The following is an 11244-nucleotide window of genomic DNA, read 5'->3' as shown; positions in this document are numbered from 1 at the left end:
GAGGGGCGCGGGGAACTGCGCGGCCGGCCCCCACCGGCCGGTGGTCCGGGGACGACCGATCTGCCCCGCCGGGGCGGGTGGTGACGTGCGGGAGCGTTCCCCGCGCCGCTAGAAGGTCGGTTCGCCGTCCGGGCGAAGGGGTCAGCGGAGGGGGAGGGGGAGGCCGGATACGAGGAGGAGGACGGATTCGGATTCGGCGGCGACGGCGGCGTTGAGACGGCCGAGCTCGTCGCGGAAGAGGCGGCCGGAGGGGTGGGAGGGGACGACGCCGGAGCCGACTTCGTTGGAGACGGCGACGACGGTGCGCGGGGTGCGGCGAAAGGCGGCGACGAGCTCGGTGGTACGGCCGCGGACCTCGTCGAGGGAAGCCCCCGGCGCCCAGGCGTCGGCCTTGTCGAGGACGGACGTGAGCCAGAGGCCGAGGCAGTCGATGAGCAGGGGCGGGCCGGGGGCGGTCAGCAGGGGGACGAGGTCGCAGGTCTCCTCGGTGCGCCACGAGGCGGGCCGGCGCTCGCGGTGGGCGGCCACCCGGCGGGCCCACTCGTCGTCGCCGTCGCGAGACCCCCCGGTGGCGACGTAGAGGACCCCGGGGAAACCGGCCAGCCGCCGCTCGGCCTCGGCGGACTTGCCCGAGCGGGCCCCGCCCAGCACGAGGGTCCGGCGCGGGATGTCCGGCACCTCCTGGTAGTCCCCGACGGTCAGCGTCGTACCGTCGGGGACCGCGCGGGCCCCGAGGGCCGCCAGCCGTCGGCCCAGCTCCGGCCGCGGCGGCGCCCCGTGGTCGAGGTGGACGGCGACCACGTCGGTGGTCGGCCCGACGGCGCCCGCGGCGCGCAGCCGGGCGAGGGCGTCCGGCCGTCCGACGGCGTCGAGCAGGACGAGGTCGTACGGCACCTGCCCGTCCGGCGTCCCGGCGGGCGCGCCGCCCGGCGGGAGGTAGAGCACGCGCAGCCCGTCGGGGGACTCGACGGCGTAACCGGTGCCGGGCGCGTCCATGGCGACGGCCTGCACATGGTGCCCGGTGATCAGCGCGAGCCGCTGCCCGTCGGGGACGCGGGTCGGGGCGGGCAGCCCCGGCGGGATCTCCACGGCCGGGCCGTCGTGCGGGTGCGAGAGCAGCACCAGGCGCAGCCCGCCGAGCGTGTGCCCGGCCCGCGCCGCGGCCAGCGCCACCCCGGGCGTCAGGTCGAGCAGCACCACACCGTCCACCAGAACGGCGGTCGCGCCGCGCGCGCCCGCGCCGACGGCGAGCGCGCACGCCGCGCAGGGGCAGTCGGGCAGCGGCAGCCCCTCGGGGCCGCCGGTGCCGAGCAGAGTCAGTTCCACGGGACGATCGTCTCGCGTCCTGCCGCGCAGGGCGCGCGGGGTCCGCCATGCGGAGACTCCCGATACGGCGAGGACTCCCGATACGCTGCGGTGCAGGCGGCACGCGCCCGGTGATCCCCGCAGCTCGCGGCGGCGGGAACGGGAGTGCGGGCGGCACGGTGGACCGACGGGACCGAGGAGAGACACACATGGCGTGGACGTGGCGGTTCGAGAAGGCCGACGGCACCGAGGTGCAGCCCGCGGTGCAGCCCGAGGAGTTCACCACACAGGGCGACGCGGAGTCCTGGGTGGGCGAGGTCTGGAAGGAACTGCTGGAAGGCGGCACCGACCAGGTCCACCTCTTCGACGGCGACACCAAGATCTACGGCCCGATGAGCCTGCACGGCGACGAGGACTGACCTCGGGGCCTGTCCGGAACGACGGCGGTGCCGCACCCGCGCACGGGGTGCGGCACCGCCGTCGTCATGCCGTACCGCGCTCACAACGAGCCCAGCGTGACCTCCACGGTCTTCGCCGCCCCGTCCTGCTCGTAGCCGACCCGCACCTTGTCGCCCGGCTTGTACGAGGCCAGCGCCTCGGTCAGCGTCTGCGCCGTGGTGATCGGCGTCGAGCCCAGTTTGGTGATCACGTCGCCAGTTTTGAGCCCGGCCTTCTCGGCGGCGCCCCCTTTGGTCACCGAGACGATCGCGGCGCCCGCGGGCTGGAGCCCGTTGTCCACGACGCCGCGCACGGTGATGCCGAGCGCCGCCCGGCCGGAGTCCACGACCTTGCCGTCCTTGATGATCTGGCCGGCGATCCGGGTGACCGTCGAGGACGGGATCGCGAAGCCGATGCCGGGCGCCGAGCCGTTGCCGAGCTGCGGGTCGGTCGCGGCCAGCGTGGGGATGCCGATGACCTGGTTGGCGAGGTTCACGAGCGCGCCGCCGCTGTTGCCCGGATTGATCGACGCCGAGGTCTGCACCATGTCGGGGATGGTCGCGCCGGTCCCGCCGCCCGTGGCGCCCTCGCTGACGGTGCGGCCGGTCGCCGACACGATGCCCTCGGTGACGCTGCTCGACAGCCCCAGCGGATTGCCCATCGCCAGCACGATCTGGCCGACCGCCACCTTCGAGGAGTCCGCGAAGCTCGCCGGGTGCAGACCGCTCGGCGGCGACGACAGCCTGATCACGGCCAGGTCCTCGGCCGGGTAGGTCGCCACCAGGGTCGCGGCCAGCGCCTTGCCGCCGGTGGCCAGATTGACCTGGAAGCTCTTCGCGGTGCCGACCACATGGGCGTTCGTGACGATGTCGCCCTTGTCGTCGTACACGACCCCGGAGCCGAGGTCGGAGTTCGTCGTGATCTGCACGACCGACGGCAGCACGTTCTTCACGGTGTTCTCGTACGAGGTCTGGAGGTCGTTGCTCCCCGACGAGGACGTGTCGGCCGCGGGCGCCACCGTGGCGGGGGCCGACCTCGCCGCCGAGCCGGAGTCGGAGCTGCAACCGGAGGCCAACATCGCCGTCGCGCAGACGGCGGCGGCGCCGGGCAGCAGGAACCGGGTGCGGTGCCAAGGGGTACGCGATCCACTCATGCCTGAATTGTCACGTTTGAAGCTGCCCCTGACTCGGCCCGCACGGCCAAACGGGTCTCGCCCCCGCCGGGACACCGTCCTCCGCCCGGGCCTCCCCGCGGGACCTCACTCGGGCCTCCCCGCGGCCGGAACGCGGATCTCCGTACGGGCCTCCACGCGGCCTTCACGCGGACCTCCGTGCGGACACCTTCACGCAGGCGCGGTCAGCAGCGCACGCCGCACAGGTGCAGCAGCGCGGCCACCGCGCGGTACGGATCGGTCCGCCCGGCGGCCTCCTCCGCGTCGAGCAGCTGGGCCAGCTCGTGCGGGTCCTGCGGAGGGCGCGCGCCGTCCGGCGCGGTGTCGGTGAAGACCCGCACCCCGTACCACGCCTGGAGGGGCACACCGATCCCGGCGAGCGTCGCCGTGAGGCGTTCGCGCCGGTCGGCGCGGGTGGTCAGGCCGAGCCGGTTGGTGTAGCCGGTGGCGCCGACCGCGCCCAGGGCGCCCGACCAGTCGCCGAGCAGCCCCGGCCGCATGGCCAGCGCGTCGCCGTTCCGCACCAGCAGCGAGAGCAGGCCGCCGGGGGCCAGCACCCTGGCGAGCGCGGCGAGCAGCGGCTCGGGGTCGGGCACGTACATGAGCACGCCGTGGCAGAGCACGACGTCGAAGCAGGCGGGCCCGAAGTGGCGGCCGGTCTGGCGGCCGTCGCCGCGCAGCAGCGCCATCCGGTCGCGTACGTCCTGCGGCTCGGCGGCGACCGCGGCCCGCAGGGCGGTGAGCATCGCCGGGTCGGACTCCAGACCGGTCACGATGTGGCCCGCGCGGGCCAGCCGCAGCGCCTGGGTGCCCTGGCCGGGGCCGATGTCCAGCACGCGCAGCGACCGCTGGTGCCGTGCGTGGGCGCCGCCGCTGGGCGGGAAGTGCGCGGTGAGGCGCTCGTCGAGCTGGCGCGAGACCAGCTCCTGCCTGACGGTGTTGCGCAGGCCGTCGAGCCCGGCCAGCCAGTTGCCCGCGCCGCCGGAGAAGCCGCCCGCGCCGGGCGGCTCCGCGGCGGGAGCCGGGGGCGGGACGGGCACACCGGCGGCCGGAGTCCCGAAGCCGTACGCGCCGGCCGGATACGCCGACCCGTACGGCGTCACCGCGCCGAAGGACCCGGCGGACGGGTCGTCCCCGCCCGGAGCGGGCGCACCGAAACCGGCGGCGTCGGCCGCCCTCGCGTCGTTCAGGATCCGCCGCCGTTCAGAGCTGGTCGCCGCGCTGCACCTGCGGCTTGGGCAGCCGCAGACGGCGCATCTGGAGGGTGCGCATCAGCCCGTAGGCGACGGCGCCCTTGTGGCTCTTGTCGGGGAGCCGCTTGCGCAACTGCTGGCGCAGCCGGAACGCGGTGACGAACGAGTCGACCACGATCGCCACGATCACGACCAGCCACAGCAGCAGCGACAGGCTCTGGAGGGAGCCGATGATGCTCATCACGAGGATCAGGACCGCGACCGGCAGGAAGAACTCGGCCACCCGGAACCGCGAGTCGACGTAGTCGCGGGTGAACTTGCGCACTGGCCCCTTGTCCCTGACCGGCAGATACCGCTCGTCGCCACCGGCCAGCGCCTGGCGCTGCTTGGCCATCTCGGTGCGGCGGGCGTCGCGGGCCTGCCGCGTGGCCGCCTTGCGGTCGGTCGGCGCGGTGACGGCCTTGCGGCGCTGGCTCTGGGCCTCACTGCGCTTCGGAGTGGGGCGACCCTTGGGAGCCTGCGGGTCACGTACCTGGTCTTCGATCACCGCGGTGGTCGAGACCTGCTCATCTTCGGAACGACGTCGGAACACACCTCCAGGTTACGTGGTTCCCGGGCCCGGCCCCAGCCCCTCACCTACTCCTTGGGCCTGAGGTCACCGAACCGTGATCGTCCCTACGGATGACCGCATCCGCACCCGAACAGTGCGGTAATGGAACCAGGGCCCGTAGGCTGGGGTCTGTAGAGGTGCTGAGGCATGCTGGAGCAGTTGCCGGAGAAGGGGGCGCGCGAGGCCCATGAGCGGTGTCATGAAGCGGATGGGACTGATTTTCCGCGCGAAGGCCAACAAGGCCCTGGACAGGGCCGAGGACCCGCGCGAGACGCTCGACTACTCGTACCAGAAGCAGCTCGAACTGCTGCAGAAGGTACGGCGGGGCGTGGCGGACGTCGCCACCTCCCGTAAGCGGCTCGAATTGCAGCTCACGGAGTTGCAGAAGAAGTCGTCGACCTACGAGGACCAGGGGCGCAAGGCGCTGGCGCTGGGCCGTGAGGACCTGGCCCGCGAGGCGCTGTCGCGCCGGGCCGCCCTCCAGCAGCAGGTCGCCGACCTGGAGACGCAGCACACCACGCTCCAGGGCGAGGAGGAGAAGCTCACGCTCGCCTCCCAGCGGCTCCAGGCCAAGGTGGACGCCTTCCGCACCAAGAAGGAGACCATCAAGGCCACGTACACCGCGGCCCAGGCGCAGACCCAGATCGGCGAGGCGTTCTCCGGCATCTCCGAGGAGATGGGCGACGTCGGCATGGCGATCCAGCGTGCCGAGGACAAGACCGAGCAGCTCAGGGCCCGCGCGGGCGCTCTCGACGAGCTGCTGGCCTCGGGCGCGCTCGACGACCCGAGCGGTCTGGCCAAGGACGACATCCAGTCCGAGCTCGACCGTCTCTCCGGCGGCAGCGACGTCGAGCTGGAGCTCCAGCGGATGAAGGCCGAGCTTGCCGGGGGCAGCGCGCCGCAGGCGATCGAGGGCGGGCAGGGCGGTCAGGCCGCCAAGCCCGAGCCGCAGGACACCCCGCGGTTCGACAAGCAGTAGGTCTCACCGGCAGGAGGTCATGACCGGCGGTAGGTCGTGACCAGCGGTGGATGTGGACTGCGGTGGACGTGGACAGGACGCGCGCCGCAGGGGTACGCAGGACAGGCAGGCTCGGCCGCCGGGCGGCACGTCAGCAGGGTTACGGAGGAGGCCGTCATGATCGTACGGATCATGGGGGAGGGCCAGGTCGGGCTCGACGAGAGCCATCTCGGCGAGCTGAACAAGCTGGACGACGAGCTGCTCGCCGAGGTCAGGAACGGGGACGAGGAGGGCTTCCGGCGCACGCTGGGCGCCCTGCTCGACGCGGTCCGCCGCTTCGGCGAGCCGGTGCCCGACGACTCCCTGGAGCCGTCGACACTGATCCTGCCGTCGCCGGACGCGAGCCTCGAAGAGGTCCGTGAACTGCTCAACGACGACGGACTGATCCCGGGCTGAGGGCGGGGCACCGGGCGGGTACGGGGCGCGCCGGGCTTCCCGTACCGTTGCCTACCGTGCAGTATCCGCTTCCGCCGAGGAATCCTCTCGTGGGCCCCAGCCGCTGGCTGCGGGCGCATCAGGGGACGGCTGACGCGGGTCTCGCCGCCCTCGTCTTCGCGGTGATCCTGGCCGGCACGGTGGCCGGGATCCAGACGTACCGGCTCGGCCTGGTCGACACCGCGCTCGCGGCGCTGGCCTGCGGGTCGCTCGTCCTGCGCCGCCGCGTCCCGTGGGCGGTGCTGGTCTTCACCTGTGTGCTCTCCGCGGTCTTCATCGCGCTGCGCCCGGTGGACGGCCGGATCCCGGTGATCTTCGCGGTGGCCCTCGCCCTGTGCACCGTCGCCGCCCGCACCGACCGGCACACCACCTGGGTGACCGGCCTGCTGGTCAGCGTCGGACTGACCGCGCTGGCCATGTCCTGCGGTCCGGGGCCCTGGTACGGGCAGTCCAACTTCGGCGTCTTCGCCTGGACGGGCATGGCCGCGGCGGCCGGTGACGCGGCCCGCAGCCGCCGCGCGTACGTCGCCGCCGTCGAGGAACGGGCGCTGCGTGCGGAACGCAGCCGCGAGGAGGAGGCCAGGCGGCGGGTGGCGGAGGAACGGATGCGGATCGCCCGCGAGCTGCACGACGTGGTCGCCCACCACATCGCCCTGGTCAATGTGCAGGCCGGGGTCGCCGCGCACGTCATGGACAGCAGGCCCGACCAGGCCAAGCAGGCCCTCGCGCACGTCCGCGAGGCGAGCCGGTCCGCCCTGCACGAACTGCGCGCCACCGTCGGCCTGTTGCGCCAGTCGGGAGAGCCCGAGGCGCCGATGGAACCGGCGCCGGGCCTCGCCGTCCTCGATCAGCTCCTCGACGGCTTCCTGCGCGCCGGGCTGCGCGTCACCGTCGAATGCGCGGTGGACGGCCACGAGGTGCGCGAGGACGCGCGTGCCGGGCCGGGGGAGCGGGGCGGGAGCGCGGCGGACGACCCGGCCGTGCCGCCGCTGCCCGCCAGCGTCGACCTCACCGCGTACCGCGTGATCCAGGAGTCCCTCACGAACGTGCAGAAGCACGTGGGCCCCGGCGCGGGCGCCGTCGTCCGCATCCGCCGTGAGCCGGGCGTGCTCGAAGTCGTGGTGGACGACGACGGCGCGCCCGGCGAGGCCGCCTCGCTGCTGCCGTCCGGCGCGCTGCCGGGGCCCCGGCGCGGCAGCGGTGCAGGCGGCACGGGCGGCACGGGCGGTACGGGCGGTACGGGCGGCGCGGGCGGTACGGGGGACGGCGGGCCGCCGTGTCCCGCCGATCCGCGCGACGGCGCCCCCGGCGGCCACGGCCTGCTCGGCATGCACGAACGGGCCAGCGCGCTCGGCGGCATGTGCCGCACCGGTGCCCGCCCCGGCGGCGGCTTCCGCGTCTGGGTCCGGCTCCCGCTCTCCACGCCCCCGCACCCGGCCGCCGCCCCGGCCGTCCCGCCGCGCGCCCAGGGGAGCGCCGGATGATCGGCACCGGCCGCCTCGCCGACGAGCGCGAGCGGGGACCGCTGCGCGTCGTTCTCGCCGACGACCAGGCCCTGCTGCGCGGCGCGCTGCGCGTCCTGGTGGAGTCCGAGCCCGACATGGAGGTGGTCGGGGAGGCCACCGACGGCGCGGAGGCGGTCGCACTGGCCAGGACCGCAAGCCCCGACGTGGTGCTGATGGACATCCGGATGCCCCGTACCGACGGCCTCGCCGCCACCCGCGAGATCACCGCCGACCCGGAGCTGACCGGGGTCGCGGTGCTGGTGCTGACCACCTTCGAGGCCGACGAGTACGTGGTGCAGGCGATCCTCGCGGGGGCCGCGGGCTTCCTCGGCAAGGGCGCGGAGCCCGAGGAACTGCTCGGCGGCATCAGGACGGTGGCGGCGGGCGACGCGCTGCTGTCGCCGTCCGCGACCAAGAGCCTGATCGCCCGTTTCGTGTCGCAGCAGATCGACGCCGGGGTCCGTACGGTCGCCGGTCTCGACGCGCTGACCGTCCGGGAGCGGGAGGTGCTGATCGAGGTGGCGGGCGGGCTGTCCAACGCGGCCATCGCGGCGCGCCTCGGCGTCAGCCCGCTCACCGTCAAGACCCACATCAACCACACCATGGCCAAGCTCGCCGCCCGCGACCGCGCCCAACTGGTCGTCGCCGCCTACGAGTCGGGCCTGGTCCGCCCCCACCCCCGCTGACCGCGCCCCCCGGCCGGGCCCTTCGCCCGCCCCGCCACCGCCCGCCCGCAGCGGAGCCGCCTCGTCAGACTCCTCAGAGGAAGGTCTCCGAGGGGATGTACGGCATCGGCGGGCGCATGCCGCGCAGGCAGACGAATCCGGCGTTGGCGATCTCCAGGCCGGCGGCGATCCCGACGTCCAGGGCCCAGTCCTGCTCGGCGGTCAGCCGGTCGACGCGGGCGGTCTCGCCCTCGGGGACGCTCAGCAGCGCGGCGGTCAGGAGGCGGGAGGCAAGACGCCGCGAGGTGGCGGCGATCAGCTCGACGCTGCCGCCGCGCAGATAGCAGTAGCCGCTGCCCGCGAGGTCGTCGACCACGAACAGCCGGTGGTGGCGCAGCAGTTCCTCGTGGTCGGCGCCGTGCGCGCCGCCCCGGGTCCTGCGGTCGAGGGAGTCCAGCAGGTCGCGGTGGCGGGCGGTGCCCTCGTGCACCGCGCCGTCCGGCGGCTTGAGACCGGCCGCGTCCACCGGGCCCGTGAGCCGCATCGCGGGGTGCAGCGTGAAGCCCGCCCTGCGGTACGTACGGGCCGCCACCGGGTGCCGCGAGCCGCAGATGATGCCGCGCAGGCACGCCCTGCCGTGCACCAACGCCCGCGCGAGCAGCGCCTTTCCGACGCCCTTGCCCTGCGCGCCGGGCACCACGGCCAGCAGCGACAGGCCCCAGGTGCCCTCGCGCCGGGTGGACAGCGCGACCCCGACCGGGCCCGCCGTCCCGTCCTCGATCAGCCAGCAGCCGCCGGGGTCGCTGCGCGCCAGGTGCCGGGTGGTGCTGTGCTGTCTGGCGATCTCCGCGGCCGGTAACGGCCCTTGCGGCGCCTCGCCCTTCAGCACGTGCGAGGCGCCGAAGGCGGCGGACGAGATCACCCGCACGACTTCGGCGTCCTCCTCGTCGTCACGTACCGGTCGAAGGATCACGCGTCCATCATCGCGCCGCGCGTTACGGCAGGGCCAGCATCTGTTCCAGTGCCAGCTTCGCGAAGTGCTCGGTCTCCGCGTCGACCTGGATGCGGTTGACGAGCTTGCCGTCGGCCAGCGACTCCAGCGTCCACACCAGGTGCGGCAGGTCGATCCGGTTCATCGTCGAGCAGAAGCAGACGGTCTTGTCGAGGAAGACGATCTGCTTGTCGGGGTGGGAGTTGGCGAGCCTGCGCACCAGGTTCAGCTCGGTGCCCAGCGCCCACGCGGAACCGGCGGGGGCCTCGTCCAGCATCGTGATGATGTGCTCGGTCGAGCCGACGTAGTCCGCCGCCGCGACCACCTCGTGCTTGCACTCGGGGTGCACCAGGACGTTGACGCCGGGTATCCGGGCGCGGACGTCCTCGACCGACTCCAGCGAGAAGCGGCCGTGCACCGAGCAGTGGCCGCGCCACAGGATCATCTTGGCCGCGCGGAGCTGCTCGACGGTCAGACCGCCGTTCGGCTTGTGCGGGTTGTAGACGACGCAGTCGTCCAGCGAGAAGCCCATGTCGCGTACGGCGGTGTTGCGGCCGAGGTGCTGGTCGGGGAGGAAGAGCACCTTCTCGCCCCGCGAGAAGGCCCACTCCAGCGCGCGCCGGGCGTTGGACGAGGTGCAGATGGTGCCGCCGTGGCGGCCGGTGAAGGACTTGATGTCGGCGGAGGAGTTCATGTACGACACCGGCACGGTGACGTCGGCGACGCCCGCCTCGGCGAGCACGTCCCAGCACTCCGCGACCTGCTCGGCGCTGGCCATGTCGGCCATCGAGCAGCCCGCGGCGAGGTCGGGCAGGATGACCTGCTGCCGCTCCGAGGTGAGGATGTCGGCCGACTCGGCCATGAAGTGCACACCGCAGAAGACGATGTACTCGGCCTCCGGCCTGGCGGCGGCGTCCCGCGCGAGCTTGAAGGAGTCGCCGGTGACGTCCGCGAACTCGATCACCTCGTCGCGCTGGTAGTGGTGGCCGAGGATGAAGACCTTGTCGCCGAGGCGGGCCTTGGCGGCGCGGGCGCGCTCCACCAGGTCCGGGTCGGACGGTGCGGGCAGGTCCCCGGGGCACTCGACTCCGCGCTCGCTGCGGGGGTCGGACTCCCGGCCGAGCAGGAGGAGTGCGAGAGGCGTGGGCTGTACGTCCAGCGGTTGCGTCGTGGTCACGGGCCCGTAGCCCTTTCTTTGCAGCGCAGACCTTTTCGTCTACTTGACGTTATCTATGATAGCCCGTTCGTGTCAGATTGACGATGCCGGTTTCGTCAATGTGACGCATTCGCTCTCACCGCTCCCCGCGCCCTCCCTCGCCGCCGCCGCGGTGTGCGAGCATGGAGGGGAATAAGTCGTAGCGGACCTCGACACGCACGGAATGAATCCGCGCGGTTGCCGGTTAGCAGTCGGTAGCCAGCAGTCCGTACAACCCGGGAGAGAAGCACATGACGGTTCAGGACGAGACCACCACGACGGACGGCATCCTCCTGTCCGACGCTGCCGCCATCAAGGTGAAGACCCTGCTGGAGCAGGAGGGCCGTGAGGACCTCGCTCTGCGCGTCGCCGTCCAGCCCGGTGGCTGCTCGGGACTGCGCTACCAGCTCTTCTTCGACGAGCGCTCGCTCGACGGCGACGTGGTCAAGGACTTCGGCGGCGTCAAGGTCGTCACCGACCGGATGAGCGCCCCGTACCTGGGCGGCGCCTCGATCGACTTCGTCGACACCATCGAGAAGCAGGGCTTCACGATCGACAACCCGAACGCCACCGGCTCCTGCGCCTGCGGCGACTCGTTCAGCTAACCGGTCCGCGGCCGGGCCCCCCCCCCGCCCCCCCCGCGCCCCAAGGCGGGGGGCCCCCCCCCCCGGGGGGGCGCCCCCCGCCCCCGGGGCCCGCCGGACCCGGGGGCGCAGCC

The 11244-nt window shown here is 73.5% G+C and carries 12 protein-coding genes; 6 read left to right on the top strand and 6 right to left on the bottom strand.

The genetic code is table 11. The annotated features are described in order from the left end of the window. Positions 1-141 precede the first annotated feature (141 nt). Positions 142-1326, bottom strand: coding sequence for a bifunctional adenosylcobinamide kinase/adenosylcobinamide-phosphate guanylyltransferase (locus ACIQCJ_RS20540; protein ID WP_402712150.1), 1185 nt, complete (start codon positions 1324-1326; stop codon positions 142-144). Positions 1327-1514: 188 nt separating this feature from the next. On the opposite strand from ACIQCJ_RS20540, the gene ACIQCJ_RS20535 reads away from it, so the two are divergent. Next, entirely contained in the window at positions 1515-1724 is a 210-nt protein-coding gene (locus ACIQCJ_RS20535; protein ID WP_355334309.1) for a hypothetical protein, read from the top strand. A gap of 80 nt (positions 1725-1804) precedes the next feature. Here ACIQCJ_RS20535 and ACIQCJ_RS20530 read toward each other — a convergent pair whose 3' ends face one another. The 3 genes from ACIQCJ_RS20530 to ACIQCJ_RS20520 all read right to left on the bottom strand — a co-directional run bounded on the left by ACIQCJ_RS20530 (position 1805) and on the right by ACIQCJ_RS20520 (position 4699). Further along, positions 1805-2896, bottom strand: a complete 1092-nt coding sequence (locus ACIQCJ_RS20530) for a S1C family serine protease (RefSeq protein WP_402712149.1) — start codon at positions 2894-2896, stop codon at positions 1805-1807. Positions 2897-3099: 203 nt separating this feature from the next. Beyond that, positions 3100-3879, bottom strand: a complete 780-nt coding sequence (locus ACIQCJ_RS20525; RefSeq protein ID WP_391124706.1) for a methyltransferase domain-containing protein — start codon at positions 3877-3879, stop codon at positions 3100-3102. A gap of 238 nt (positions 3880-4117) precedes the next feature. Beyond that, positions 4118-4699 (bottom strand): DUF3043 domain-containing protein, encoded by a 582-nt coding sequence (locus ACIQCJ_RS20520; RefSeq protein ID WP_355334304.1) that lies wholly within the window; start codon positions 4697-4699, stop codon positions 4118-4120. Positions 4700-4904: 205 nt separating this feature from the next. Between ACIQCJ_RS20520 and ACIQCJ_RS20515 the strand changes: the two genes are divergently transcribed. The 4 genes from ACIQCJ_RS20515 to ACIQCJ_RS20500 all read left to right on the top strand — a co-directional run bounded on the left by ACIQCJ_RS20515 (position 4905) and on the right by ACIQCJ_RS20500 (position 8361). Then, positions 4905-5696, top strand: a complete 792-nt coding sequence (locus ACIQCJ_RS20515; protein WP_355334301.1) for a PspA/IM30 family protein — start codon at positions 4905-4907, stop codon at positions 5694-5696. 156 nt (positions 5697-5852) lie between these two features. Continuing rightward, the gene (locus ACIQCJ_RS20510) at positions 5853-6131 is read left to right on the top strand and encodes a hypothetical protein (protein ID WP_188282672.1); all 279 of its coding nucleotides are present in this window, start codon (positions 5853-5855) and stop codon (positions 6129-6131) included. An 89-nt stretch (positions 6132-6220) separates the two neighbouring features. Continuing rightward, the gene (locus ACIQCJ_RS20505) at positions 6221-7654 is read left to right on the top strand and encodes a sensor histidine kinase (RefSeq protein WP_402712148.1); all 1434 of its coding nucleotides are present in this window, start codon (positions 6221-6223) and stop codon (positions 7652-7654) included. Continuing rightward, a complete protein-coding gene (locus ACIQCJ_RS20500; RefSeq protein WP_402712147.1) occupies positions 7651-8361 on the top strand; it encodes a response regulator in 711 nt (236 codons plus the stop codon). The genes ACIQCJ_RS20505 and ACIQCJ_RS20500 overlap by 4 nt, the downstream gene beginning before the upstream one ends. 73 nt (positions 8362-8434) lie before the next feature. On the opposite strand, the gene ACIQCJ_RS20495 is transcribed toward ACIQCJ_RS20500, so the two are convergent. After that, positions 8435-9313: a GNAT family N-acetyltransferase gene (locus tag ACIQCJ_RS20495; RefSeq protein ID WP_355334294.1), complete on the bottom strand. Its 879-nt coding sequence runs from the start codon at positions 9311-9313 to the stop codon at positions 8435-8437. 22 nt (positions 9314-9335) lie between these two features. After that, positions 9336-10508 (bottom strand): quinolinate synthase NadA, encoded by a 1173-nt coding sequence (nadA, locus tag ACIQCJ_RS20490; RefSeq protein WP_355334291.1) that lies wholly within the window; start codon positions 10506-10508, stop codon positions 9336-9338. 269 nt (positions 10509-10777) lie between these two features. On the opposite strand from nadA, the gene ACIQCJ_RS20485 reads away from it, so the two are divergent. Then, the gene (locus ACIQCJ_RS20485; protein WP_188281477.1) at positions 10778-11131 is read left to right on the top strand and encodes an iron-sulfur cluster assembly accessory protein; all 354 of its coding nucleotides are present in this window, start codon (positions 10778-10780) and stop codon (positions 11129-11131) included. Positions 11132-11244: the final 113 nt, after the last annotated feature.

It is taken from the genome of Streptomyces sp. NPDC093221, assembly GCF_044753885.1.
GTDB lineage: Bacteria > Actinomycetota > Actinomycetes > Streptomycetales > Streptomycetaceae > Actinacidiphila.
This window is presented reverse-complemented; position numbering and strand designations above follow the sequence as displayed.

Bases quoted from the DNA above. Each gene is read 5' to 3' on its own strand.
- ACIQCJ_RS20535 (WP_355334309.1), top strand. From the start codon at position 1,515: ATGGCGTGGACGTGGCGGTTCGAGAAGGCCGACGGCACCGAGGTGCAG.
- ACIQCJ_RS20530 (WP_402712149.1), bottom strand. From the start codon at position 2,896: ATGAGTGGATCGCGTACCCCTTGGCACCGCACCCGGTTCCTGCTGCCC.
- ACIQCJ_RS20515 (WP_355334301.1), top strand. From the start codon at position 4,905: ATGAGCGGTGTCATGAAGCGGATGGGACTGATTTTCCGCGCGAAGGCC.
- ACIQCJ_RS20510 (WP_188282672.1), top strand. From the start codon at position 5,853: ATGATCGTACGGATCATGGGGGAGGGCCAGGTCGGGCTCGACGAGAGC.
- ACIQCJ_RS20500 (WP_402712147.1), top strand. From the start codon at position 7,651: ATGATCGGCACCGGCCGCCTCGCCGACGAGCGCGAGCGGGGACCGCTG.
- ACIQCJ_RS20485 (WP_188281477.1), top strand. From the start codon at position 10,778: ATGACGGTTCAGGACGAGACCACCACGACGGACGGCATCCTCCTGTCC.